General features: G+C 59.7%; 19 protein-coding genes. 8 read left to right on the plus strand and 11 right to left on the minus strand.

What is annotated here, in order from left to right; all coding sequences use genetic code 11:
* A complete protein-coding gene (locus BLU78_RS03585; RefSeq protein WP_010263311.1) occupies positions 1-2,883 on the minus strand; it encodes a GH92 family glycosyl hydrolase in 2,883 nt (960 codons plus the stop codon).
* 208 nt (positions 2,884-3,091) lie between these two features.
* Between BLU78_RS03585 and BLU78_RS14335 the strand changes: the two genes are divergently transcribed.
* The 3 genes from BLU78_RS14335 (at position 3,092) to BLU78_RS03595 (ending at position 5,787) form a co-directional block, all read left to right on the plus strand.
* On the plus strand, positions 3,092-3,748 hold the full coding sequence (locus BLU78_RS14335; RefSeq protein ID WP_390620245.1) for a substrate-binding domain-containing protein: 657 nt from the start codon (positions 3,092-3,094) through the stop codon (positions 3,746-3,748).
* Positions 3,649-4,269, plus strand: a complete 621-nt coding sequence (locus BLU78_RS14340) for a helix-turn-helix domain-containing protein (RefSeq protein ID WP_390620246.1) — start codon at positions 3,649-3,651, stop codon at positions 4,267-4,269. Before BLU78_RS14335 ends, BLU78_RS14340 begins: the two co-directional genes overlap by 100 nt.
* Positions 4,270-4,398: 129 nt before the next feature.
* A complete protein-coding gene (locus BLU78_RS03595) occupies positions 4,399-5,787 on the plus strand; it encodes a glycoside hydrolase family 125 protein (protein ID WP_010263307.1) in 1,389 nt (462 codons plus the stop codon).
* Positions 5,788-5,920: 133 nt separating this feature from the next.
* Here BLU78_RS03595 and ahcY read toward each other — a convergent pair whose 3' ends face one another.
* From ahcY to rsfS, 7 genes are read right to left on the minus strand one after another with little or no spacing between them, the layout of a single operon-like run.
* On the minus strand, positions 5,921-7,330 hold the full coding sequence (gene ahcY, locus BLU78_RS03600) for an adenosylhomocysteinase (RefSeq protein WP_010263305.1): 1,410 nt from the start codon (positions 7,328-7,330) through the stop codon (positions 5,921-5,923).
* Between the two features lie 4 nt (positions 7,331-7,334).
* On the minus strand, positions 7,335-7,700 hold the full coding sequence (locus BLU78_RS03605) for a riboflavin kinase (protein WP_010263304.1): 366 nt from the start codon (positions 7,698-7,700) through the stop codon (positions 7,335-7,337).
* The gene (locus BLU78_RS03610) at positions 7,700-8,806 is read right to left on the minus strand and encodes an AI-2E family transporter (protein ID WP_010263302.1); all 1,107 of its coding nucleotides are present in this window, start codon (positions 8,804-8,806) and stop codon (positions 7,700-7,702) included. The genes BLU78_RS03605 and BLU78_RS03610 overlap by 1 nt, the downstream gene beginning before the upstream one ends.
* A gap of 4 nt (positions 8,807-8,810) precedes the next feature.
* Entirely contained in the window at positions 8,811-9,494 is a 684-nt protein-coding gene (locus BLU78_RS03615; protein WP_010263301.1) for a phosphatidylserine decarboxylase family protein, read from the minus strand.
* Between the two features lie 19 nt (positions 9,495-9,513).
* The gene (locus BLU78_RS03620) at positions 9,514-10,350 is read right to left on the minus strand and encodes a phosphatidate cytidylyltransferase (protein WP_020693014.1); all 837 of its coding nucleotides are present in this window, start codon (positions 10,348-10,350) and stop codon (positions 9,514-9,516) included.
* Positions 10,351-10,398: 48 nt separating this feature from the next.
* Complete coding sequence (gene ftsH, locus BLU78_RS03625) at positions 10,399-12,489, minus strand: ATP-dependent zinc metalloprotease FtsH (protein ID WP_010263299.1); 2,091 nt, start codon at positions 12,487-12,489, stop codon at positions 10,399-10,401.
* Positions 12,490-12,498: 9 nt separating this feature from the next.
* Positions 12,499-12,849 carry a ribosome silencing factor gene (rsfS, locus tag BLU78_RS03630; protein ID WP_010263297.1) on the minus strand — a complete coding sequence of 117 codons (351 nt, stop codon included), beginning with the start codon at positions 12,847-12,849 and terminating at the stop codon, positions 12,499-12,501.
* Between the two features lie 189 nt (positions 12,850-13,038).
* Between rsfS and BLU78_RS03635 the strand changes: the two genes are divergently transcribed.
* Positions 13,039-13,566 (plus strand): hypothetical protein, encoded by a 528-nt coding sequence (locus BLU78_RS03635; RefSeq protein ID WP_231290861.1) that lies wholly within the window; start codon positions 13,039-13,041, stop codon positions 13,564-13,566.
* 66 nt (positions 13,567-13,632) lie between these two features.
* Here BLU78_RS03635 and BLU78_RS03640 read toward each other — a convergent pair whose 3' ends face one another.
* Positions 13,633-14,532, minus strand: coding sequence for a hydrogen peroxide-inducible genes activator (locus BLU78_RS03640; RefSeq protein WP_010263293.1), 900 nt, complete (start codon positions 14,530-14,532; stop codon positions 13,633-13,635).
* Positions 14,533-14,739: 207 nt separating this feature from the next.
* On the opposite strand from BLU78_RS03640, the gene trpS reads away from it, so the two are divergent.
* From trpS to BLU78_RS14080, 4 genes are all read left to right on the plus strand, one after another.
* The gene (gene trpS / locus BLU78_RS03645; RefSeq protein WP_010263288.1) at positions 14,740-15,864 is read left to right on the plus strand and encodes a tryptophan--tRNA ligase; all 1,125 of its coding nucleotides are present in this window, start codon (positions 14,740-14,742) and stop codon (positions 15,862-15,864) included.
* Between the two features lie 4 nt (positions 15,865-15,868).
* On the plus strand, positions 15,869-17,650 hold the full coding sequence (locus tag BLU78_RS03650; protein WP_010263281.1) for a chloride channel protein: 1,782 nt from the start codon (positions 15,869-15,871) through the stop codon (positions 17,648-17,650).
* Position 17,651: 1 nt separating this feature from the next.
* Positions 17,652-17,987: a PAS domain-containing protein gene (locus tag BLU78_RS03655; RefSeq protein WP_010263277.1), complete on the plus strand. Its 336-nt coding sequence runs from the start codon at positions 17,652-17,654 to the stop codon at positions 17,985-17,987.
* Between the two features lie 320 nt (positions 17,988-18,307).
* Positions 18,308-18,445 carry a hypothetical protein gene (locus BLU78_RS14080; RefSeq protein ID WP_020693011.1) on the plus strand — a complete coding sequence of 46 codons (138 nt, stop codon included), beginning with the start codon at positions 18,308-18,310 and terminating at the stop codon, positions 18,443-18,445.
* Positions 18,446-18,570: 125 nt separating this feature from the next.
* Here the strand turns inward: BLU78_RS14080 and BLU78_RS03660 are convergent, their stop codons facing one another.
* Together BLU78_RS03660 and BLU78_RS03665 are read right to left on the minus strand one after the other, a co-directional pair.
* Positions 18,571-21,639 (minus strand): TonB-dependent receptor, encoded by a 3,069-nt coding sequence (locus BLU78_RS03660; RefSeq protein WP_010263271.1) that lies wholly within the window; start codon positions 21,637-21,639, stop codon positions 18,571-18,573.
* 31 nt (positions 21,640-21,670) lie between these two features.
* Positions 21,671-25,507 carry a glycosyl hydrolase family 28 protein gene (locus tag BLU78_RS03665; protein WP_010263269.1) on the minus strand — a complete coding sequence of 1,279 codons (3,837 nt, stop codon included), beginning with the start codon at positions 25,505-25,507 and terminating at the stop codon, positions 21,671-21,673.
* Position 25,508 lies beyond the last annotated feature (1 nt).

Here is a 25,508-nt window from a genome sequence, read left to right on the forward strand (position 1 = left end):
TCATTTTACGAACAGATTTTCAGCGGGAATCGGCGAGAACGCCTCCTCGCCGGGAGCTTTCCAGCCCCATTGGAGCTCCTGCCCCTCGTAATCTTCGAAATAGAGCAGTTTGCAAGCATGCAACCCCGCCTCGAGAGCCACGCGCCCGGTGGCCGTGACCGCGGCATGCGAACTGTCGTTGTCCACGACCTTGCAGCCGTCGATCAACAGCACGCTGCCGTCGTCGCTCCGCGTGAAAAACTCCCAGACTCCCCGCTCGGGAATCCGGATCAGGCCCTCGAACACATAGCCGAAATGGTCTTCCTGCGGCGCTTCGTCAATCGAAGGAATCGCCATCACGCCCGTAGAGACGAGCGTTCCGCGAGTGATGTCGGCCACCTTCGAGAAAGCCCCCTCGTAATAGGCGAACCGGATTCCCGGAACGCTCGCGGCCGCAGCCGCCGGGGAGAGGAAAACAGCCTTTTCGGCCCGCAGCGTCAGGGTATGGCTGGGTGCGGCTCCCGTTTTGAAGCCTTTGGCGCAAAGTGTCAGCGAACGGTCCACCCGCAGCGGCGTCCGGTAAAGTTCCGAAAGCGAATCGGGCTCCGAGCCGTCGAGCGTATAACGGATTTCGGCTCCCGGGGTCGTCGTCGCCAATGCCACGTCGACCGGCTCGGTGAACAGGTTCAACGACTGCGTCGTATAGGGAACCGACACCGCCTCGCCGCGGGTCAGCGAATAGGGCTGTGCGGCCGGGTCCGACGCCCGGTCGAAGGCCGGCCGGGGAACCATCCCGAAATGCAGCTCTCCGCCCTCCATCAACTGATCGTAAGTGATGACATTCTTGTCGACCGCCTGCCCGTTGAGCGTCACGCTCCCGACATAACGGTTGCGCCGCGGCTTGTCGGCCGTCACGGTCAGCGTCCGGCCGTTGGCCAGCCGCACGGTCGCCTTTTCGAACAGCGGCGATGTCAGCACGAATTCATTCGAACCCGGACACACCGGATAGAAACCCAGCGAAGAGAAGATATACCAGGCCGACATCTGTCCGCAATCCTCGTTGCCGATGATTCCTCCGGGAGTCGGAGCATACATTTCATCGAGCAGACGGCGCGTCAACTCCTGCGTCTTCCACGGCTGGCCGGCATAACTGTACAGATAGGCCATGTGATGGCTCGGCTCGTTGCCGTGGGCATACTGCCCCATCAGGCCCGTAATATCGACCAGTCCCGCATCCTCATGCGGCGATTCGAGCGTAAAGAGACGGTCCAGCTCCCGGACGAAAGCCTCCCGGCCGCCGAAAAGCTGTTCCAGGCCGTTCACGTCGTGCGGCGCGAAGAAGCGGTACTGCCACGGCGTAGCCTCGGTATAATCACGCCCGGCCACAAACTCCTCGAAAGGCTCCGACCAGCCTCCGTCGGCCTGCCGGCCCCGGAAAAAACGGGTCGATCCGTCAAATACGCGGACATAGCTGAGCGCCCGGCGATCGTATTCGCGGGCCGTTTCGGTTTGCCCCATAGCCTCGGCCATGCGGGCAATGGCCCAGTCGTCATAGGCGTATTCCAGGGTGCAGGAAACCGATTCACGGCGGATGTTCGACGGGATGAAGCCCTGGGACACGTAGTAATCCGAACCCTTTTTGTTGATATTCGACGAGCGGATCATCGCATCGAGCGCCTTCCCGGCATCGTAACCGCGAATCCCCTTCAGATAGGCGTCGGCAATGACCGACACGGCGTGATAACCGATCATCGTACCGGTCTCTCCCGAGGCGAGGGGCCAGATCGGCAGTTCACCCGTTACGTCGTACATATCGAGCATACTCGAAATCATATTGTTCACACGCGCCGTATCGACAAGGGTTTGCAGCGGATGCCATGCCCGGAAGGTATCCCACAGCGAGAACGTCGAATAGTATGCGCTGCCGTCGGCGACGCGGGCGATGGTCTGATCGCTCCGGCGATACTCCCCGTTGACATCGCTCATCAGGTTGGGAGTCAGTTTGGCGTGATACTGCGCCGTATAGAAATTGATCCGCTCGTTGCGGGTGCCGCCTTCGACGACAATGTCGCCGAGCGCATCGCGCCACAGCGCCTCCGAGCGCGAGCGTACGGCATTGAAATCCAACTCGGGAACCTCGGCGATCCGGTTCTCGCGCGCATTTTCCGCGCTCACGGACGACAGTCCGACTGCGATGGTCAACGTCTCGAGGTCGGGGGCGAACGTCAGCACGGCCTGCCGGTCTCCGAGCAGCTGCACGTCGGCGAAAGGTTCCGAAAAACGGGCCGAGAAGAAAACGTAGTGATCGGAGACCCATCCCTGCGTGCACCGCATGCCCGCGATCTCGTCGGGCGCCGTCTGCCGCAACTCGCGCATGTCGATCTTTTCATCGGTGATCGTATGCATCAGGTCGATGACCACCCTCCGCGGTCCGGAGCCGCGGAACGTGTAGCGGTGCACGCCGGTACGGGGCGCCGCCGTGAGTTCGGCCACAAACCCCTCTCCGGGCAGTTCGACCGCATAGTAGCCGCACGACGCCCGTTCGCGGTCATGCGAAAAGGCGTAAGGCTGCGGCAGGTACTCGCCGTCGCGCACCACTTCGGCCCGGGTGGTGGGATGGAACAGGATGTCGGCCAGGTCGGCGCAGCCCGTTCCGCTCAAATGCGTATGGGAAAAGCCGTCGATCGTCTTATCGTCGTAATGATAGCCCGCACAGGCGTCCCAATTGTCCGCCCGCGTATCGGGACTGAGCTGCACCATGCCGAATGGGGTCGTGGCGCCGGGATAGGTATGTCCGTGAAATCCGGTCCCGATGAAGGGATCGACATATTCGAGCGGAGCGGAAGAATGGGAACAGGCGGCGCCCGCAAGCGCTGCAAATCCCAAAATCAAGGTTCGCATCATGGTCGTTCGGATAGGTTAGAGTTTTATCTATACAAATGTAATAAGGCCGCTGCCGCAACCGACGGCGATTTACGCTTTTGCTTCCTCATTTCCCGCAGACATTGCACCGAAGAGCACCGAACCGCAAAAAATTGCGGACAAAAAAGCGGACCGGACAGTGTCGTTTCTGCAAAAAAAAGCTATCTTTATCCAATAAAAATTTTCCAGAATGGCACGTATCATCTTTCTGACGGACTTCTCCGAGGCCTACGCCCGGGGGCTTCTGCTGGGTATAGCACGTTACGCCCATGACTCCGGACAAGCCTGGAGCCTCTGCCGGCTCCCCCTCTCCATCCGCGACAAGTCCGGCATCGAGGCTGTGATCGACTGGGCACAGCGCACACGTGCCGACGCCGTCATCGGACAATTCTACAACACGGACAACGTCGAGCTCTTCGCCCGCAACGGCATCATCGCCGTCGCCCAGGATTTCAAAACCCGCTTTTCGACCATTCCCAATATCACGGGCCCCCACTACCGGGCCGGACAGATGGGCGCGGAATACTTCCTGAAAAAAGGATTCCGCCATTTCGCGTTCTACGGGACCCGCGGAATCGTATGGTCCGACGAACGCTACCAGGGTTTCCGCGACACGATCCGGCAGGCCAATCCCGACTTCTCCTTCTCCGAGTTGCAGAATACGTCGCAGACAGACCTGTGGCTCTACGATCCGATCCAGCTGACCACCTGGCTGCAATCGCTGCCCAAGCCGGTTGCAATCATGGCTTGCGACGACAATCAGGCCTACCATATAACGGAGGCCTGCCAGCGCGCCGAGGGGGGGGGAATTTACGCATCCCGGACGACATTGCCGTACTCGGCGTAGACAACGACGAAACCATCTGCCGCCTCTCGGCCCCGAATCTCTCGTCGCTTAACCAAAACATCGAACAGGGCGGATACGACGTGGCCCGCCTGATCGACCGGATCATCCGCGACCCGGAGGCCGAGCGGGAGGATGTCATGGTATGGCCGACACACATCGTGACCCGTCAGTCGACGGACATCTACGCCAACAACGATCCGCACATCGCCGAGGTGCTGAAATACATCCACGAAAACATCAGCCAGAAGATTTCGGTCGACGATCTGGTTTCGCTCGTACCGCTTTCGCGCCGCCTTTTGGAAACCCGGTTCAAAAGGAGCATGAGCACCTCGATCTACGACTACATCATCCAGGTCCGTATCGAAAAGATGACCCAATTGCTGAGCGAAGGGATGAGCGTCTCGGAAGCCGCCGTCGAACTGGGATTCTCCGACATCAAAAACGTCTCGCGCTCGTTCAAACAACTCAAAGGCATAACCCCGTCGGAATACCGGCAACAGGTCATACAGGGCAAATTCTGACCCGCGGCGAACCTGCGCAAAACGAAGACTCAACTGCGCATATCGGGAGGCACAAGGGAGGGAATCCTACTATTTTTGCAGAAACCAATACGCAAACCCATGAAAAAACTGCTTCTTCTGTTACTGGCTATGCCCGCCGCGGCCGCCGTCAGCGCTTCCGGTCCCGATTACGGAAGATCCGCCCGTCCGGAAGTCTCGGAGCGGCTCTTTACCTCACAGGCCGTCGAACGGCAGATCGAGCGCATCCGGCAGACAGTCACGGTTTCCAAGCTGGTCCGAATGTTCGAAAACTGCTTCCCCAATACGCTCGACACCACTGTCCACTATCGCAAGGATGAGGACGGAGAGGACGACACCTTTATATATACGGGCGATATTCACGCCATGTGGCTGCGTGATTCGGGGGCGCAGGTGTGGCCCTACCTCCCGCTGGCGCGCGAAGACGAAGCCCTGCGCCGCCTGATCCGGGGCGTCGTCCGCCGCCAATTGAAATGCCTGCTGACAGACCCTTACGCCAATGCCTTCAACGACGGCCCCACCGGAACCGGCTGGCAGGACGACTGGACGGAGATGAAGCCCGAACTGCATGAACGCAAGTGGGAACTGGACTCCCCGTGCTACGTCATCCGGCTGGCTTACGGTTATTGGAAGACCACGGACGACGCCTCGGTGTTCGACGAACGGTGGACCGAGGCCATGCGTCTCGTACTGAAAACCCTGCGCGACCAGCAGCGCCGCGAAGGACCCGGACCGTATACATTCCAACGCGTGACCGAAGATGCCCTGGACACCCAACTCAAAAACGGATACGGCCATCCGGCAAAACCCGTCGGACTCATCGCCTCTTCGTTCCGGCCTTCGGACGACGCCACGACCTTTCCGTTCCTGATCCCGTCGAATTTTTTCGCCGTCTCATCGCTGCGCAAGGCTGCGGAGATTCTGCGCACGGTAAACCGCGACGAAACGCTGGCCGACGCATACGAAACGCTCGCCGCCGAAGTCGCCGAGGCGCTGAAAGAACACGCCGTCTACGATCATCCGCAGTTCGGAAAGATCTACGCTTTCGAGGTCGACGGCTTCGGCAACCGCCTGCTGATGGACGACGCCAACGTTCCCAGCCTGCTGGCCATGGCCTATCTGGGGGACGTTCCGCAGGATGATCCCGTCTACCAGAATACGCGGCGTTTCGTATGGAGCGAATCGAATCCCTATTTTTTCCGGGGTACAGCGGCCGAAGGAATCGGCGGCCCGCATATCGGCGCCGACATGATCTGGCCCATGAGCCTGATCATGCGTGCCCTGACCAGCGATGACGACGCGGAGATCAGACGATGCGTCGAGACGCTCGTCAACACCGACGGGGGAACCGGATTCATGCACGAATCGTTTCACAAGGACGATCCGTCGAAATTCACCCGTCCCTGGTTCGCCTGGGCCAACACGCTTTTCGGCGAACTGATCCTCCGGCTGGCCGACGAGGGCAAAACCGACCTGCTGAACAGCATCGAAGTCCGTTGAAAAAATACCGGGACTACCCAAAAACGGACCTCCGGGGCAACAAAGAAGCGACGGGCTGATTAATTAATCAGCCCGTCGCTTCTTTGTAATCCCACACTCCGCGGAGCCGGGGATTTTCTTATTCGCAATGCCGTCAATAGCGGTAATGCTCGGCCTTGTAGGGTCCGTTCTCGGGAACGCCGATGTAGTCGGCCTGCCTGGGGGTCAGGTGCGTAAGTTCGACCCCGAGGTTATCCAGATGCAGGCGTGCAACCTCTTCGTCGAGGTGCTTCGGCAGGCGGTAAACACCAATCTCGAGATTCTTCTGCCACAGCTCCATCTGCGCGAGGCACTGGTTGGTGAACGAATTGGACATCACGAACGAGGGGTGTCCCGTGGCGCATCCGAGATTCACCAGACGGCCTTCCGCCAGAATGAAGATCGAGTGTCCGTCGGGGAAAGTGAACTTGTCGACCTGCGGTTTGATGTTCATCCGCACGGCCGCCGATTTCTCGAGGCGCGCCATCTGGATTTCATTGTCGAAATGGCCGATGTTGCAGACGATGGCCTGATCGCGCATCTTCTCCATGTGCTCCAGCGTGATGATGTCGCAGTTGCCGGTGCAGGTGACGTAGATATTGCCCTCGGCGAGCGCACTCTCCACGGTCTTCACCTCGAAGCCCTCCATCGCGGCCTGCAGGGCGCAGATGGGGTCGATCTCCGTGACGATCACCCGGGCGCCGTAGGAGCGCATCGAACGGGCGCAGCCCTTGCCCACGTCGCCGTAACCGCACACGACGACCACCTTGCCGGCGATCATCACGTCCGTGGCGCGCTTAATGCCGTCGGCCAGCGACTCGCGGCAGCCGTAGAGGTTGTCGAACTTCGACTTGGTGCACGAGTCGTTGACGTTGATGGCCGGAACGAGCAGTTCGCCCGCCTCCATCATCTGATAGAGGCGGTGTACGCCCGTGGTGGTCTCCTCGCTGACGCCCTTCCACTCGGCTACCGTGCGGTGCCATTTTTCGGGGTCTTCGGCCAGAATCCGTTTCAGCGTGTCGAGGATCACCTCTTCCTCGTAGGACGAGGGCTCGTAATCGAGCGACGAAGCATCGTTTTCGGCCTTATAGCCCTTGTGGATCAACAGCGTGGCATCGCCGCCGTCGTCCACGATCAGCTGCGGGCCCTTGCCGCCGGGGAACGAAAGCGCCATGGCGGTGCACCACCAGTACTCGGGCAGCGTCTCGCCCTTCCACGCGAAAACCGGAACGCCCGCAGCGGCGATGGCGGCAGCGGCATGATCCTGCGTCGAAAAGATGTTGCACGAGCACCAGCGCACGTCGGCGCCCAGCTCCACGAGGGTCTCGATCAGCACAGCCGTCTGGATGGTCATGTGCAGGGACCCCATCACACGCACGCCTTTCAGCGGCTTTTCAGGGCCGTATTTGCGGCGCACGGCCATCAGGCCCGGCATTTCGTGCTCGGAAATCTCGATCTCCTTACGGCCCCACTCGGCCAGCGACATGTCGGCGACCTTGTAGGGAAGTGTCAAATCCAAATACATATTCCTATCTGTTTTTTAAAATATATTCCTTGTCCCTGGCGATCTGCTCCCGCAGCTCCTCCACCGTGGCGAACTTACGTTCGTCACGAATCTTTTCGAGCAGTTCGACGCGCAGCAGCCGGCCGTACAGTTCACCCCCGAAATCGAAAATGTGAGTTTCCAGACGCCGCTCGACGCCCCCGACCGAGGGGTTGCGCCCCAGGTTCGACATGGCGTCGTAAGTCCGTCCCCCGACCTCGGCCCGCGAACGGTAGACCCCGTCGGCGGCCGTGACCGTCTCCGGAACGGCCAGATTGGCCGTCGGAAATCCCAGCTCACGTCCCAACCGGCGTCCGTGCTCCACTACGCCTTCGATCAGAATTCGTTCCATCAGATTTTTTCAGTCAGTTTACGCACCAGCCGGAACTGCGAGAAGAACTCCTTGGCAAAGACGCGGATCACCGTGTAGGACGGAATGGCCAGCAGCATGCCCAGAATCCCGGCCAGCGACCCGGCGATAAGGATCACGAGGAAAATCTCGAGCGGATGGGCCTTCACGCGCGCCGAATAGAGCGTCGGCTGGAGGATGAAATCGTCCATGCCCTTCAAAATCAGCAGCGACCCGATAATGATGAAAGCCGTATGTCCCACGCTCATTCCCCCGATCGGCGAAACGATGCCCACGAAAACCGAGACGATGCCGCCGATCAGCGGTCCGGCATAGGGAACGACGTTCATCACACCCATAATAAGGCCGATAAACGCCGCATCGGCCGCCTTCATCCCGAATGCCATCATCACCAGCGACACGGCGATCGTCAACAGCAGGCTCTCCGAGAGAATGCCCGTGAAATAGCGCGCCAGCAGCACCGTCACCGAATCCAGCGCCCGGGTGATGTTGTCGTGATAGTGTTCCGGGAAGACCGCCGTGACCATCGCATAAAACAGCCCCTCTTCTTTGAGGAAGAAAAACGTAATGAACGAGATGGAGAAAATGGCGATCACCGATGAAAGCACGAGGTTGATGACCGACGAGAAGATCGTATTGAGCGAATTGATGTCGATGATCTGTTTGAGCGCCAGCGTCAGCTCGTCCGAGAGCGAGAAGGTGCTTTCGGGCAGCGAAAAGAGCGTTTGCAGGTCATGCTGCATCCGGGCTATGGGTTCTCCGATGCTTCCCACGACCGCGGCGAAATCGACATGTGCGAACTGGTTGATCTTGTTGAAGACCAGCGGCACGAACAGCGAGCAGAGCGTCGCCACCACGATCCAGATCACCACGAGGGTCACCAGCGCGGCCAGCCAGCGCGGCACCTGCCACCCTTTGACATGCAGCCCCGCAAGGCGTTTCACGAGCGGGCGCCCCATGACGGCCAGCACGGCCGAAACGAGGATGTAGACGACGATCGACGAGAAATACCAGACCAGGAAAAGCACGACCGCAGCGATCGCCGCGCCCGCGATGAACCGCAGGAAAGTCTGGGGCGTCGCCTTCATCGTCCTATGCGTTTTCGAGGTTCTTGCGCAGCCGGGCAATCGGGGTTTGCGAACCCACCGTAGGATCGCCGATCTCCACCAGCAGTTCGCTGTCCTTCGGCACGAGCACGTCGACGCGCGATCCGAACTTAATGAATCCGCAAACGCTGTTCTGCTCGACCTGGTGGCCGACGGTCATGTACGAGATGATGCGCCGGGCGATCAGTCCCGCGATCTGACGGAAGAGCACTTTCTGTCCCGAGGGCATCCGCACCACGGTCGTCGTGCGTTCGTTCTCGGTCGAGGATTTGGGGTGCCAGGCCACCAGAAAACGTCCCGGATGGTATTTGAAGTACTCCACTTCGCCGCCCACGGGAACCCAGTTCATGTGGACGTTGGTGATGGACATGAAGATCGAAATTTGCAGCATCTCCTCTTTGAGGTATTCGTTCTCCGACACGACCTCCGTCACGACCACGCGGCCGTCGCAGGGGGCGAAGACCAGGTCGGCGTCGTGGATGCGCACCCGGCGGGGTTCGCGGAAGAAGGCCACGATGAAGAACCAGAACAGCAGCAGCACGACGGCGCTGAACCACAGCAGCGAGATATTCGCGTCGTGGACCAGCAGATGATAGAACAGCCACCACAGAAGCAGGCAGACGACTCCCGAAATGCCGATGATCTTATATCCTTCCTTATTGATTCTCATAAATGTTTGAAGTTTGCAGTTACATCACAAAAAGCATATAGACGAAGACGAACGGCGCCGACAGCAGCATGGCGTCGAAGCGGTCCAGCACTCCGCCGTGACCGGGGATCAGCGCCCCGGAATCCTTTACGCCCGCGGCGCGCTTGAACATCGACTCCACCAGGTCGCCCAACACGCCCGAGACCGCCGCGACCAGCGCCAGTCCGGCCCACGCCGCATAGCCGCCGTCCAGCACCCGGGCCGCGACGAGCCCCATGGCGACGGCTCCGGCGATGCCGCCGAAGAATCCCTCCCACGATTTTTTGGGCGAGAGGCGTTCGCACAGGCGGTGACGCCCGACGGACATGCCCACCAGATAGGCGAAGACATCGTTGCCCCAGATGATGAAAATGTAGAAGAGCATCACCCAGGGGCTCCATACGTCGCTGCCGACCATCGGGATATAACACATCAGCGAAAGGGGCAGCGCCACATAGACCACTCCCATAAGGGTCGTGCCGATGTTGGCGACGGGATTTTCCTGCCGGCGGTAGAGTTCGCAGATGAACATGGCGGGCAGCGACAGCAAGAGGAAAGCCAGTCCGCAGGCAAATGCCTGCCGGGCGCTTCCGAGGATTTCGATATCGTCCGAGATAAAGGCGAAATTGAGGGCGAAAAGCACCAGTCCGGCAACCAGTCCCACGACTCGCTGGGGCCTGCTGCCCTGCTTTTCGGCCAGCGCGTAGAACTCCGACATGCCGACCACGAGCAACGCCGCCAGCAGCAGGCCGAAACTCCACTGCGACCAGATAACGGCCCCGAGCACCACTGCGGCGAGGACAACCCCGCTCAACGTGCGCACCCAGAGGTTCTTCATTTTTTCACTCATCGGTTTCTTCTAAGGGTGTAGGGTTTCAATGGGGGTTTACTTGGCTTTCGGTGCGGCGACGGACGGGGCGACGGGAGCCGGTTCGGAGCTGCCGGGTTTGGCCGAAGGATCGGCGACCGCGGCAGCCTGCGTCCCGGCTCCGGGTTCCTCCCCGGCGGGAGTGCCGCCTCCGGCCTTGGCTTTCGCCTCGGCCTCCTTGCGCTCGCGTTCGATGTCCTTCTTGCGTTTGCCGAAGATGCGCTCGACATCCTCGGTGAAGACCACCTCACGGGAGAGCAGCAGCTCAGCCAGTTCTTTCAGACCGTCGGCATGCTCGCGCAACACCTGCTCGGCCATCTTGTAAGCCTGCTCGATCACCCGTTTGGCCTCGGTGTCGATCTGCTGGGCCGTCTGCTCCGAATAGGGCTTCGTGAAGGCCATATCGCTCTGGCCCGTGGAATCGTAGTAGGACAGCGTGCCGACGTTCTCGCTCATGCCGTAGTAAGCCACCATGGCGTAAGCCTGCTTCGTGACGCGCTCCAGGTCGTTCAGGGCGCCCGTCGAAACCTGCCCGAAGGTCAGCTGCTCCGACACGCGGCCGCCGAGCGTGGCAGCCAGTTCGTCCATCATCTGCTCACGCGTGGTGATCTGGCGCTCCTCGGGCAGATACCAGGCGGCGCCCAGCGCCTTGCCGCGCGGGATGATCGTCACTTTGATAAGCGGGCTGGCGTTTTCGAGAATCCAGCTCACCGTGGCGTGTCCCGCCTCGTGGAAAGCGATCACGCGCTTCTCCTCGTCGGTGATGATCTTGTTCTTACGCTCCAGGCCGCCCACGATACGGTCGATGGCGGCGAGAAAGTCCTCTTTCGAGATGAATTTCTTGTTGTGGCGGGCGGCGATCAGCGCGGCCTCGTTGCAGACGTTGGCGATGTCGGCGCCCGAGAAGCCCGGCGTCTGGCGAGCCAGGAACGAACGGTCGAGCTGCGGATCGAGCTTCAGCGGACGCAGGTGGACGTTGAAAATCTCCTCGCGCTCCTTCACGTCGGGCAGCCCCACCTCGATCTGCCGGTCGAAACGCCCGGCGCGCATCAGCGCCTTGTCGAGGATGTCGGCGCGGTTCGTGGCCGCGAGGACGATCACACCCGTATTGGTCTGGAAACCGTCCATCTCCGTCAGCAGTTGGTTCAGCGTATTTTCACGCTCGTCGTTGCCCGAGAATCCGGCGTTCTTGCCGCGGGCGCGGCCGATGGCGTCGATCTCGTCGATAAAGACGATGCACGGGGCTTTCTGCTTGGCCTGCTCGAACAGATCGCGGACGCGCGAGGCGCCCACGCCGACGAACATCTCCACGAAATCCGAACCCGAAATCGAAAGGAACGGCACATTGGCTTCGCCCGCAACAGCCTTGGCCAGCAGGGTCTTGCCGGTTCCCGGAGGGCCTACCAGCAGCGCGCCCTTCGGAATCTTGGCGCCCAGTTCCTTGTATTTGTCGGCTTTTTTGAGGAAGTCGACGATCTCCATGATCTCGACCTTGGCCTCCTCCAGACCTGCCACGTCCTTAAACGTCACGCGCTTGGCGTTGTCCTTGTCGAACACCTGCGCCTTGGCCTTGCCCACGTTCATAATGCCCCCGCCGCCTCCGGCGCCGGCGCCGCGCGACATGGAGCGCATGACGAAGAACCACGCACCGATGATGACCACCCACGGAAGCAGGTTGAGCAGGATTGAGGTCCAGTCGTTGGCCTTGTTCTCATAAATCACCGGGACGACCTGCCCCGAGGCCTCCTCGGCGGTCTTCAGGTCCTCGCGGAACGAGTCGACCGACCCGATGGTGAAGATCAGCTGCACCCCCGTCTCGGGCAGGCGGCGGAACCGCTTGTCCACCGAGTCGCTGCGATATTTTTCAGCGGCGTCTTTCTTCAGGAAAACCTGCGCCTGGTCGCGGTTGACGACCTGGATCTTCTCCACGTCGCCCTTCTCGACCATCTGCTGGACAGTGGTCCAATCGCTCGGCAGAGGCGTGTCGTTAACGTCGCCGAAGACGTACCAGCCGATGATGAACGCGCCGATCAGTCCGTAGATCCACAGCATCGAGGGCCGCGGCATGTTCATATTCATTTTATTGTTGTTCTTGCGTTTCTGTGCCATAATTGCGTTCTACTCTTCGTATTCGTACTTCACCATCGGCGCGTCGGCCCACAGCTCCTCGAGCTTGTAGAAACCGCGCAGTTCGGTCTGGAAGATGTGGACCACGACGTCCACATAGTCCATGGCGATCCACACGCCGTTCTGCTGGCCTTCGATGCGCCAGACCTTTTCGCCCAGCTTTTCGAACACCTGCTCCTCGACCTCGGCGGCAATGGCGCACACCTGCGTCGTGGAGTCTGCGTTGCAGACGATGAAATGCGAACAGATCGCCCCGTCGAATCCCGAGAGGTCCAACGATACAATATCCTTACCCTTTTTATCTTCAATCGCGTTGACGATCGTTTCGATCAGTTTACTCATAAATATCCAATAGGTGTCTATAACCTTGCAAAGGTACGAAAAGAGAATGAGATTTGAAAGCAACCGGTTAAAAAACGCACGCCGTGCGGCATATTGTCCCGACAGCAATTCATTATTTCGCCCTTTTTGTTGCCGATTTCGTTTTTATCACTACTTTTGAGGACACTCCAACTAACCCAAGTTCAATTTATGCAAAGAATCCTCATGCTCTGCCTGGCCGGTGCGCTCGCCCTGGCCGCTGCGTCCTGCAAGGACGAAAAAACGGTGACCGTACAGACGATCTGCGTCAACGGACTGATCTACGAAGTCAAAACCGCGATCTATGCGGAAGAGCCTGCCGACGCCGAAGACGAAGCGGCGTTCGAACTCGGGCTTTTCCCGACGGAATTCACGACGCCTCCGGAGGAGGAACCCGATTTTTACATCGGCATCGACATGTCGGAATCGCTCTGGGGCAAGACCATCGACCTCTCCGAACCCCTCGACCGGAACACGCTCCCGTGGCCCTATCTTTTCATCACGGCCAAAAACGGCGGCGAACGCATTACGATCGACTACGACGAAGACCCGATCTCCGAAAAGATCTCGCACGGCTCGCTCTCCGTCACCAAAAACGGCGACCGGTTCGCCGTCAAACTCTCCGTGATGCTTTCCGACGGACAATACATCTCCGCCGACTGGAAAGGCACGGCGAAAAAAGCGGAGATTCCCGAATAAACGCGGCCTGAAACAGCGCGCCCGGCAGTTTTTCTGCCGGGCGCTTATTTTGCGGGATCGGAAAGACTATGCTTTCGCGCCCGGAACATTGGCCAGAATGGTTTCGGTCAGGGCCCGGATAATCGAATTCTTAACGTAGGTGCGGCGCACGGCAACGGCGATCTTACGCGACGTTGCCCCTTTGGCGAGGGTTTTCAGCCGGTCGCGGCGGTCCGCAGGGATATATTCGAGCGCCATTTCGGGAATGATCGTGAGGCACTGCGTGCAGTCCACAATGCGCATCAGCGTGTCCAGCGACCCCGATTCGAACGAGTAGCGCGAGGGCGTGTTGCGGCGCGCCTGGCACAGCTCGATGATCTGGTCGCGCATACAGTTGCCGGGACTCAGGATCACGAGGTCTTTCAGGTCGATGTCCTCGATGCGGATGTTCTGCCGTTCGTAGAGCGGGTTTTCAGGCGACACATAAGCGTAAAAACGGTCGTTGAAAAGCTCCTGCTCGAGGATGCCCTCCCCGCAGGTGCCGCTGGCCACCAGCGCCGCGTCGATGCGGTCGCGCTTCAGCGCCTCGACGATGTCCGACGTAATCATCTCGGAAATCTCCAGCTCCACCTTCGGATAATCGCGCACGAACGCCGGGATGAACTTGTGCAGCAGGTAGGGCGCGATGGTCGGGATGACCCCCAGCCGCAGTTTGCCCGCCGTCTCGCCTTTCAGCTCCGCGACGGCCTCACGGATGTAGTTGTAGGCCTTGATCGTCTCGCGCGCCTGCTCCAGCACCACCTCGCCCGCCTCGGTCGGAATGACGGGCTTCTTCGAGCGGTCGAGCAGCACCACGCCCAACTCCTCCTCGAGCGACTTAACCTGCATGCTCAGCGAGGGTTGCGTCACAAAACAATGTTCGGCGGCCAGCGAGAAACTGCCGCAGTTGGCCACAGCCAACAGATATTCGAGTTGGATTATCGTCATAGCAGGGATCTATTTCACTCTGCGAATATATAAAAAAAATCTATACCGGACAACTTTTTCGCATTGCCGCATAGTTTTTCGTATCTTCGGGATCGTAACGCCCCTTTTAGGAAGTCGGAAAGTTTTGCCGCACCGGATGCAATTCGGTTTTGGCGTCGTCAGTTCTTTTTCGTATCTTCGCCCGCAAAATGTACTTTCTCTAAAAATATGGCAAAAATCATCCTCACCGGCGACCGTCCCACGGGCCGCCTCCATCTGGGTCACTTCGTAGGTTCGCTGCGCCGCCGCGTCGAACTGCAGAACTCGGGAGAGTTCGAAAAGATATTCATCATGATCGCCGACGCGCAGGCGCTCACCGACAACGCCGACAATCCGGAAAAAGTGCGCCAGAACATCATCGAGGTCGCGCTGGACTACCTTTCGGTGGGCCTCGACCCCGCGCAGTCGACGCTCTTCATCCAGTCGCAGGTCCCCGAACTGTGCGAACTGGCGTTCTACTACATGAACCTCGTGACCGTGCAGCGTTTGCAGCGCAATCCGACCGTGAAGGCCGAGATCGCCCTGCGCGGATTCGCCGAGGGCGCCGCCGAGGGTGACACCACGCAGCGGCAGGGCATCCCCGTCGGGTTCTTCACCTACCCCATCTCGCAGGCGTCGGACATCACGGCTTTCAAAGCCACGACCGTCCCCGTGGGCGAGGACCAGGAGCCGATGATCGAGCAGACGCGCGAGATCGTCCACAAATTCAACTCCGTGTACGGCGAGACGCTCGTCGAGCCCGAAATCCTGCTGCCCGACAACGCCGCCTGCATGCGCCTGCCGGGCACCGACGGCAAGGCCAAGATGTCCAAGTCGCTCAACAACTGCATCTACCTGTCGGACACGGCCGAAGAGGTGAAAAAGAAGGTGATGGGCATGTACACCGACCCCGACCACCTGCGCGTGGAGGACCCGGGCAAGGTCGAGGGCAACACGGTCTTCACCTACCTCGACGCCTTCAGCCGCCCCGAACACTTTTCCAGATATTTGCCTGAATACTCCTCTTTGGAGGAGTTGAAAGCGCACTACCGCCGCGGCGGACTGGGCGACGTGAAGGTGAAACGGCTGTTGATCGCCATCCTCAACGAAATGCTCGATCCGATCCGCGAACGCCGCCGCTACTACGAGGCCCGCATCGGCGAGGTGTACGAAATCCTGCGCGAAGGCTCGGAGAAAGCCCGCGCCGCCGCCGCCGAAACCCTGGAAGAGGTCCGCGCCGCCATGAAAATCAACTATTTCGACGACAAGGAACTGATTGCCGGGCAGGCCGAACATTTCGCTCAGAACCAGTAGAACGATGTCTTTTCGCACCGAACGCCTGTATCTCGAATTCCTCCGGCTGACCCGGAGGCTGTCGAACAGCCAGATCATGATGGTTCTGGCCGTGGTGGTCGGTGTGCTCGCAGGGCTCGGGACCTATCTGTTCGAAATCCTGCTGCACGGCATCAAAAGCGGACTGATACGCTGGTTCCCGGTGGACAGCGCGCATGTCCTCTTCCTGATCTACCCCGCTGTGGGCATCATCCTGGCGACGCTGTTCGTCAAATACATCGTCCGCGACAACATCTCCGAAGGCGTGACGCGCGTACTGCATGCCATGTCGCGCCGCAACTCGCGCATCGCCGGCCACAACTGCTGGACCTCGGTCGTGGGCGGCGCCACGACCATCGGATTCGGCGGCTCGGTGGGTCCCGAGGCCCCGATCGTGCTGACGGGAGCCGCCATCGGGTCGAACATCGGACGGCTGGCCCGCCTCAACTACAAGCACACGACGCTGCTGCTGTGCTGCGGCGCCGGAGCCGCCCTTGCGGCGATCTTCAAAGCCCCGATCACGGGCGTGGTCTTCGTGCTGGAGATCCTGATGCTCGACATCACCGCCGGGTCGGTCATCCCGCTGCTGATCGCCTCGATCACCGCCACGACGATGGCCTTCATGCTGCGCGGCTTCGATCCGATCCTGGCCATTACGCTGGCCCCCGAGGACGCATTCGAATTGTGGCAAATCCCGCTCTTCATCCTGCTGGGCGGACTGAGCGGGCTGATGTCGTGGTATTTCACCTCGATGAACTCGCGCGTCGGGAACTTCTTCAAAGGACTCGACAAGCAGTACAAAAAGTGGCTTTGGGGCGGCGTAATCCTCGGCGTGCTGATCTTCATTTTCCCGCCGTTGTACGGCGAGGGTTACGAGGGCTTCACCTCGCTCATGCACGGCAACGCGCAGGAGTTGTTCAACAACTCGCTCTTCTACCGGTTCCGCGACATCGACTGGGTCATCATCCTCTTCGTCATCGCCACGATGTTCTTCAAAGTCATCGCCATGGCCTCGACCAACGCCGCGGGCGGCGTCGGAGGGACCTTTGCCCCGTCGCTGTTCGTCGGGGCGTTCACGGGGGCTTCGCTGGCGCTCGTCTGCAACACGCTGTTCGGCTGGGAGGTGTCGATCGTCTCGTTTACGCTGGTGGGCATGGCAGGCGTCATGTCGGGGGTAATGAAGGCCCCGCTCACGTCGATCTTCCTCATCGCCGAACTCTCGAACGGCTACGGACTCTTCATCCCGCTGATGATTACGGCCTGCATCTCGTTCGCCGTGGGTTACTACCTCGACCCCGACTCGATCTACACCAAGCAGCTGCGCCTGAACGGCGAACTGCTGACCCACGACAAGGACCAGTCGGTGTTTGTCTTCCTGAAACTCGAGGAGCTGATGGAGACCGACTTCCTGCGCATCCGGGAAAACATGACCCTGGGCGACATCGTGCACATCATCTCCACGGCGCGGCGCAACATCTTCCCCGTGATCGACAACTTCGGACGCCTGATCGGCGTGGTGCAGCTCGACGACCTGCGCGAAGACATGTTCAAACACGAGAAGTACGGACGTCCGATTTCGGATTACATGATCCCGCCCCCGGACAAGATCCTCGAACACGAAGCGATTCTGAGCGTCATGGAGAAATTCGAGGACAAGCACGCCTGGATGCTGCCCGTCGTGGACAAACAGGGACGCTACCTGGGATTCATCTCCAAATCGCGGATTCTGAACGCCTACCGCGAACAATTAGTGAAAATCCAGCAGTAACATGGAAACTTTCCCCTGGGCCGATGAGGTCGACTGCGCCGTCACGGTGTGCGACACCGAAGGCGTCATTCTCTACATGAACGAAAAGGCGCGGGCGACCTTCGCCAAGCACGGCGACCTGATCGGCCGGAATCTCTTCGACTGCCACAGCGAACGTTCGCGCGAAATGATCCGTCGGATGCTTGCCACGGGCGGCACGAACGCCTACACGATCGAGAAGCAGGGCGTGCGCAAGATGATCTACCAGACGGCGTGGAAAGAACACGGCGAAATCCGCGGGCTGGTGGAGATATCGATGGAGATACCGTGCGAAATGCCGCATTACATCCGGAAATAAAAAAAAGCACAAAAATTTCCCATGAAAGATTGTAGCAGTCTAAGAAATTAGGCTGTTACATTTTTTAGACGGGATAAGGTAACGAAAAAGCAACGGTTCTGCTTTCAGTCCGTTGCAATGACTTTCCAACCTCAAATAACTTGGCGCAAATATGGCAATCCTCCCGGAAATATATATAGTGGCGGTCCTTACTGTTTGTTACACCCTGAAAGAGCGGATCGACACGCAAATATGAACTTCGCCCGTCGGAAGATTAAAGTGTTGAGCGCAAAATCCCGGCACGTACAAGGGCATTCGATCCGAAAACCGCGGACGGCAGAATGGACATCCAAGAGGTGAAGGACGCCTTGGCATACATTGCCGATATGGAACGGGCATTGCCGGCCGCGGAACGGAATGCCCGTCCGGTACGCTACCTGGCGGGCAACGAGGTGTGCAAATACCGTTGCAGGACATGAGGCGCATACCCTCTTGAAAAATAAAAGAGTTGTTTTAACAAACTATTTTATGGCGGAACCAACCGCTGAAAATAGCGAAGCCACGGTCGTAAGGCCGTGGCTTCGCACTAAATTATAACCTTCTTCTAAAAACGGTAGGAGATACCTGCGCGAACTACCTGCGAGGTAAATTCGAGCTCGTATACCCGGCTCTTGTCGCCCATATAGGTAAACGCAGGCGTGTTGAGCAGGTTGGTGGCCTCGGCATAGATCGTGATGCCCTTGCCGATCCGGTACGATGCGTTTGCATCGAGCTGCCAGCGGGCATCCACCCACAGGTCCTCGGCAGCATTCGAGCCCAGAGCGTAAATGAACTCGCCGTTGTAGTTAGCCGAAAGCTGTACAGTCAGGCGTTTCGACGAATAGGCCAATGCCAGGTTGGCCGTATGTGCAGCCTGTCCCGGGAAGCGCAGTTCACCGCGGTCGTCGTTGACTTTAGCCTTTGAATGGGTGTAGGTGTAGTTGCTCGTGAAGACCAGGTTGCGCAGGAAGCCCGGCAGGAACGTCAGGTTCGAGTTCAGCGTGATCTCGGCGCCGAAGAGTTTCGCAGCGTCGCCGTTCATCTGCTGTACCATGTTGAACGGCGTACCGTCGGCATTCAGCGTCGAATAGTAGGGGTTGTTCGGGTCGGTGATCGATCCCTCGCGCTGGTACTGGAAACGGTTGATATGTTTGTAGAAGACGCCGCCCGAGATCAGGCCCACGTTTTTGAGATATTGTTCGAAGAGGAAGTCGAGGTTGTGCGAATAGGCGGCTTTGAGATTGGGGTTACCCATCGTCACACGGCCCAGATCGGTGTTCATGTCGACCGAAGGCACCAGGTTGATGACATCGGGACGGGAATAGCCGGTCGTGTAGGCCAGACGCAGAATCGTATTCTTCGCCACATCCCATTTGAACTGGATATTGGGCAGTACGACCGTGTAATTCACCGTCGAGTCGGCACGCGTGCTCTCGTAGGCTTTGTATTGGACGGAAGTCTGCTCCAATGCCTCCCATTCGTCCAGGGGAATCTGACCGCCGTTCCAGTGAATGTCGTTGTTGGGATTGTCCGGACGGCCTAAGATCGCGGGGTCGTAGCGATACACCGAATTGGCTTTGTAATCCACTTTGGTATGTTCGACACGCACGCCGATGATGGCCATTACCTTTTTGAACTGAATCTTGTTCATCACGTAACCCGAGAAAACATGCTCGTCGGCGTCGTAGAAGAAGGAATCGCGCGCCGATCCCGTTCGGTATGCGTTCGTCGAGAAACGATCGGGATTCTTTGCTTTCCAATCGTGTACCTTGTCCGGATCGGGAGCTGCGCCGTAGGAGATATGTCCGTTGAGGAAATCGGCCGAAAGCTGCTCCTTATAGAGGAAGTATTTCAGGCTGAGATCGTCGTTTTTCGAGATCGCCGTTACGTCGAAGATGTCCGAGTCGGGCGCCTTGTAGCGCTCGCTGTGCATGAACTTGCCCTTGACGCCGAACGACAGCGTCGAGGCGTTGGTGCCGATGAAATAGTTCTTCGATGCATTCAGGCGGCCGGTGATGTTGCGGCCCTTGTTGCGGACGTTGTTGTTGTCGAGCGTATAGAATTCATAGTAGGAAAGATCGTCGAGCGGCTTGTCTTCGTACATCAGCGTCTCGTCCAGTTCCAGATAGCGGCTTTGATAGGATTTCACCCAGGCGAGCGGCTCTTTTTTGACGAACGCTTCTTTCGAGGGGAACTTGTCGCCCGCCAGGTTGGTGGGGGCTTTGCCGTTGCGCCATTGCGGAGTCTGGAAACCGTACTGCGCGCTGTTGGCTTCGCGCCGCGAGGTCGAGAAGAAGACGCCTCCGTCGATCTTCCAACTGCCGATCACGCTCTCGCCGTCGAGGTTGAGGTTGAAATTGTCGGTTTTGATGTCCTGGTCGGTCACCTGCAGGATCTTTTGCAGCCGGTCCACGCCCAGGCGTCCGTCCTCGTAGAGGTAGTAGTTGTCCGACTTGTCCAGACGGGTGCGGTTCCGGTAACGGGTGTCCAGATCGCCGCGGTGGTTGAACATACCGCTCAGTACGAATTTCGTGTTCACCGTAGGAGCGTAGTCGAAGGTGAGCGATGCACCGACGCGCTGGCGGGTGCCTTCCTGATAACGGTAACGAAAATCCAGCGGCAGGTAGGTTTTACCTTCGTTTTCGCCGTATTTGCCCTCTTTCGGGTGATCGTCGCCGTTGAGGGTTTTCACCTCTTTCCAGGTCTGTGCCTCCAGACGGTCGTAGCCGTTCGACGACCGGTAATAGCTGGCGCTGGCCGCAATGCCGAAACGGCCGTCGGGATTGCGGTGGTTGGCTCCGAAACGCTGCGAATAGCTGCCCTTGATATTGTAAGGCACCTTGCCCCGCAGCACGTTGTAACCCGACGAAAGGTCTATCATACCTCTTGCTTTGAGGGAGCGTGCTGTCGACGTGCGCATGTTCACTACGCCGGCAATGGCGTCGCCGTCGTTCGAAGGAAGCAGGGTCTTCTGCACCTCCATCGACGCGAGGATGTCCGACGGGATCAGGTCGAGCGACTCGGCACGGCCGCCCTCTTCGCTCGTGCCGATGATCTGCTCGCCGTTGACGTTGATGTTCGTGAAATTGGCCGGCGTACCGCGCAGCTGCACGGTCTTGCCTTCGCCGCGTTCGCGCGAGATCGTCACGCCGCTCAGGCGTTGCAGGGCCTCGGCGACATTCAGGTCGGGGAAGCGCCCCATCTGGTCCGACGAGAGCACCGACATCATGTTGTCCGAGTTGCGCTGCTGGTTCAGGGCGCGCTGCTGACCGTCGACGACGGCCGAAATGACCACGCCATCGATGCTGTTGGCCGCTTCGATGAGCTGAAAATTGAGCGTCGCCGTCTCTCCGGCTACGATGCGGACCGGCCTCGTGACGGGCTCGTATCCGAGGTATACGACCGTGATCTTCACCGAATCGCCGGGGGTGATGCCCTGCAACAGGTAGATGCCGTCGATGTCGGTGGCGGCGCCGAGTGTCGTTCCGTCCACCAATACATTGGCTCCGGGCAGAACGCTGCCCGTTTGGTCGGTCACCTTACCGCGCAGGTTGCCCCTGCGCTGGGCCGAAGCCGGAGATGCCATACACAGCAGGGCTGTGACGAGCATCAGTGTCGAGAAAAAGTGTTTCATGATAAAATCGGGTTAGTAAAACGTTGGTTTGTTATTTTTTCGCTTTTTTACGGGTTACTTTCTTGTCGTGGAGGACTCCGTCGTCGGTGATCCGCAGTTTGTAACGCAGGTCGGAGCCGATCATCGTGATTTCGTAGGTCGTCTCGTCGCCTTCGCCGCGGCGGATGACCCGCGATTCGTCCACGGGAACGCTGCCCACGACCTCCACGATCGTCCGGCGCACCGGGGCCGGCAGGTTCACGTAGGGCATGGCCTCGGCCCGGCGGATGTCGCGCACCCGGCCTTCGGCATCGAACGTGGTGGTGGTGAGGTGCAGCCGGTCGTGCGACTCATAACGGGTGGACTGCACGATATAGGTCGGAGCTTCGGGCGTGCCCGAAACGTCGATCCTGTCGATCAATCCGTCGCCCGCGGCCGCGATGATGCCTTGCCGGACCGGATCGGGGATGTCGCTTCCGGTGAAATGTTCGAGAATCGACCATCCGCCTGCGACCGGTGTGCGGCGTCCTCCAAAGGCCATCCGTTCCGCAACCTTCGAAGCATTCCGGGCTACCATCAGGCGACGCCGGACGCCGGCGACCTCTCGTCCGCCGGGCAGCGTCAGGCGCGGCTCGACCAGACAGACGCCCTGCGTGCGGGGCATGGTCAGCCTGACTTCGCGTTTTACGGCCGATGATGCGGCGACCGGCACGATTTCATCCGCGCAGATGTGTTTTGTTCCGTCAGGAGCGACGAGCAGCACACGTAAACGAACGTCGCATGCCCGCGGCAGATCATTCCACACCCATATCGTCTTCCGGTACTCGGCACCCGGCCGGTAGAGCGTCTTGTCCTTGTACCATTCGCGGGCCTGGTTCATCTCGACCGAGGTCCCGACGGGCTCGTTGAGGCGTTTGAGCACCAGCAGGTTGGGTTGCGGGGACAGCGAGTCGGCGATGTCGCCGCGGTAGAAGTTGTGGCCGTTGACGGCACCGCTCAGCAGTGCGAAGGGGGCCCATGCCTGCAAACGGCGCGAACGGTAGAAAGTGCCGATGTCGGCGTGCAGGTCGGACAGCAGACGGGCGATGTCGTCGCGGTCGTAGTAGTAGAGCCCCCAGCCGCTCGCCGTGCGGCTGGTCTTAAAGTTCTCACGCGGTTCGAGCCGACCGAATTCATTGGTCCACAGGCGGCATGACTCCAATACGGTCGAAGGTTTCGTGTCGGAGATCGTATAGCCGCTGAAATCTTTCACAACGTTCTCCGAATATTCGTAAATATGTTTGGCGTCGTAGTCGTCCTCGCCCCACAGTCGGGTCGGATCATAACGGCGCAGCTCGGCTTTCAGCGCCTCGAGACGCACGTTGCCTTCGTTCTCCTGGTCCCAGGCTACGATCGAGGGATGGTTGACATTCTCGCTGATCCAGCGGCGGAACTCCGTTTCGGTATCTTCGAGGTCTTTGCCGGTCGGTTCGTCGTCGTGCATGAAACGCCATTCGTCCTGGATCATGATGCCCTCCTCGTCGGCGATGTCATACCATTTGCCATAGGCATGGCCCAGATGGAAGCGCAGGTAGTTGAAGTTGTACTCCTGCACGGCGGCACGCAGGAAGCGGCGTATCCACGCTTCGTCGAACATCACGTCCGCCCAGCGGTTGAGCGCCCGGACGAAAGCGATGTTTTCGGCCCGGAAAAGGACTTTTTCGCCGTTGACCAGTACGTCACGGCCGCGGGTCTCAATGCTGCGGTAACCGAAACGTTCGGATTTGCGCGAGCAAAGCACGCCTGCCGTATTTGTGGCTGTTACTTCCATCCGGTAGAGCCGGGGCGTTCCCTCCTTGCCGGCGCTCCATGTCCGGAGCATATCGGCCGGAAGCATCAATTCACACTTGGCGCTGCCGCCCGCCGGTACGAAGACCTCCGCCGCAGCGCGGCTTACGGCCAGCATGTCGTCGCAGACGGCGGCCTCTATCGCCAGCCGTTCGTCCCGCGTGGAAGTGTTCACGAGTGTCGCCACGCAGCGGACGCGCCCTTCGGGCACTTCGGGCAGGATTTTCAGATGGTCGATCGAAACCGATTGTCCCAGGCAGAGCGACACGTCGTCCCAGATGCCCGGCGCCCGCGAATTGCGCCACCACTCGGCCGAATTCTCCTTGGAGGGAGTCGTCGCCGTATTCCAGCTTCCGACGCGCACGACGAGTTCGTTGGCACCGTCGTAGTCGATGGCTTCCGAGAGGTCGAACGTGCCGTGCGAATAGGTCGTATGAGGATCGCAGCCGATCTCGCGGCCGTTCAGGAAGACCTGCGCGTTGTATTTGGCCCGCAGGCGGAGCAGCGCCCGGGGGTAGGCGGCGCCGTCGAGCGTGAACGTGCGGCGGTACCAGACGTAGTCGTATCCGATTTCCCGGTTGTCGACGGCATCGAGGTCTTCGCCCAGGGAGGGCGTCGCCATAGTGATAACACCCGGCACGGGAACCTTCGCCGCATAGGTCTGCGGCATCGTGTCGGCGATAGCGACCTCCCACTTTCCGTTGAGCGAAATGCAGGCGTCGGGATCACGCCGATCCTGCCGTTCGCCGTTGATCGTGACCTCCGACAGGATGATGCCGGCGGCATTCCGGACGATCACCGGTTCGGGGGTCGACGCCAGGGTCAACCGGCTGATGGTCACGTCGCGTACCGGCATATCGGCGAATCCCCGGATGTCGATGCCTGCCTTCCCGGCCCACTGGGCCCGTACATCCTCGATTACGAACCCGCGGAACGCCGTGGGATGATTCTCCCGGCTCTCCGATTTGTAGTCCGGTTCGAAAAGCACGAGGGTCTTGCGCACGCTGTCGGCCTCCACGCCGCAGACGAAGACATCTTCGATATAACCTCCGCGGTCGAGGTTCGATTTGAAATAGATGCCGTTGCCGACGTCGGACATGCGCACGTTCTCGACGACCACGTTACGCACGCCGCCCGAAATCTCGCTGCCGATACAAACGCCGTTGGCTTTCGACCGGAACGAGCAGTTGCGGATCAGGACGTTTTCCGTGGGACGGCCGATACGCCATGCGTCGTTATCTCGTCCCGATTTGATGGCGATGCCGTCGTCGCCCGTACGGAAGGTGCAGTCTTCGATCAGTACGTTCGTGCAGGACTCCGGGTCGCAGCCGTCGTTGTTGAGATTGTAACTGTCCACCGTCACGCCGCGCACCGTGACGTTTTCGCACGCCAGCGGATGAATGACCCAGAAAGGGGAATCCACGAAGGTCACGCCCTCGATCAGCACGTCCGTACAGTTGACCGGTTCCAGCATGGCGGGACGCAGGTAGTGACCCTCGCCGAACAGACGGTCGCTGACCGGGACCAGGTCCGTGCCCATACGGCGCAGAGCCTTCTGGTCGGCTTTCTGCCGGGGCTTCCAGTGCGCGAAATTGTGCGAGCCGCGGCCATCGATCACACCCTGTCCCGTAACGGCGATATTCGTCGCCTGCCAGGCGTAGATCAGCGGCGAGTAGTTATAGACTTCGGTTCCTTCCCAGCGCGTGAGCACGGCGGGCAGGTAGTCGGCTTCGTCGCTGCTGAAAAACAATACGGCGCCCGCTTCGAGGTGGAGGTTGACATGGCTTTTGAGCACCACGGGACCTTTGGAGAACCAGCGTCCGGCAGGGATCACGACCCGTCCGCCGCCCTCGCGGCTGCAACGGTCGATGGCCGCGGCGACGGCGGGCCGGCAGTCGGCCTCTCCGCCGGCTTCGGCTCCGAAATCCGTGATGCGGAAATCACGTTCGGGGAAAGTTACGAGACGGATCTGCCGTTCGATCTCCCCGGCCCGGTTCCGGGCGCCGGCGTTCCATGCCGCCGTCAGCAGGAGACTCAGTATCAGGATTCGTTTCAATGTCATG

Source organism: Alistipes timonensis JC136, assembly GCF_900107675.1.
Classification (GTDB): domain Bacteria; phylum Bacteroidota; class Bacteroidia; order Bacteroidales; family Rikenellaceae; genus Alistipes; species Alistipes timonensis.

Coding starts and splice junctions, on each gene's coding strand:
- BLU78_RS03650 (WP_010263281.1), top strand. CDS start 15,869: ATGTCTTTTCGCACCGAACGCCTGTATCTCGAATTCCTCCGGCTGACC.
- BLU78_RS03655 (WP_010263277.1), top strand. CDS start 17,652: ATGGAAACTTTCCCCTGGGCCGATGAGGTCGACTGCGCCGTCACGGTG.
- rsfS (WP_010263297.1), bottom strand. CDS start 12,849: ATGAGTAAACTGATCGAAACGATCGTCAACGCGATTGAAGATAAAAAG.
- BLU78_RS03620 (WP_020693014.1), bottom strand. CDS start 10,350: ATGAAGAACCTCTGGGTGCGCACGTTGAGCGGGGTTGTCCTCGCCGCA.
- BLU78_RS03660 (WP_010263271.1), bottom strand. CDS start 21,639: ATGAAACACTTTTTCTCGACACTGATGCTCGTCACAGCCCTGCTGTGT.
- BLU78_RS03665 (WP_010263269.1), bottom strand. CDS start 25,507: ATGACATTGAAACGAATCCTGATACTGAGTCTCCTGCTGACGGCGGCA.
- ahcY (WP_010263305.1), bottom strand. CDS start 7,330: ATGTATTTGGATTTGACACTTCCCTACAAGGTCGCCGACATGTCGCTG.
- ftsH (WP_010263299.1), bottom strand. CDS start 12,489: ATGGCACAGAAACGCAAGAACAACAATAAAATGAATATGAACATGCCG.
- trpS (WP_010263288.1), top strand. CDS start 14,740: ATGGCAAAAATCATCCTCACCGGCGACCGTCCCACGGGCCGCCTCCAT.
- BLU78_RS14335 (WP_390620245.1), top strand. CDS start 3,092: ATGGCACGTATCATCTTTCTGACGGACTTCTCCGAGGCCTACGCCCGG.
- BLU78_RS03610 (WP_010263302.1), bottom strand. CDS start 8,806: ATGAAGGCGACGCCCCAGACTTTCCTGCGGTTCATCGCGGGCGCGGCG.
- BLU78_RS03640 (WP_010263293.1), bottom strand. CDS start 14,532: ATGACGATAATCCAACTCGAATATCTGTTGGCTGTGGCCAACTGCGGC.
- BLU78_RS03605 (WP_010263304.1), bottom strand. CDS start 7,700: ATGGAACGAATTCTGATCGAAGGCGTAGTGGAGCACGGACGCCGGTTG.
- BLU78_RS03585 (WP_010263311.1), bottom strand. CDS start 2,883: ATGATGCGAACCTTGATTTTGGGATTTGCAGCGCTTGCGGGCGCCGCC.
- BLU78_RS03635 (WP_231290861.1), top strand. CDS start 13,039: ATGCAAAGAATCCTCATGCTCTGCCTGGCCGGTGCGCTCGCCCTGGCC.
- BLU78_RS14080 (WP_020693011.1), top strand. CDS start 18,308: ATGGACATCCAAGAGGTGAAGGACGCCTTGGCATACATTGCCGATATG.
- BLU78_RS03595 (WP_010263307.1), top strand. CDS start 4,399: ATGCCCGCCGCGGCCGCCGTCAGCGCTTCCGGTCCCGATTACGGAAGA.
- BLU78_RS03615 (WP_010263301.1), bottom strand. CDS start 9,494: ATGAGAATCAATAAGGAAGGATATAAGATCATCGGCATTTCGGGAGTC.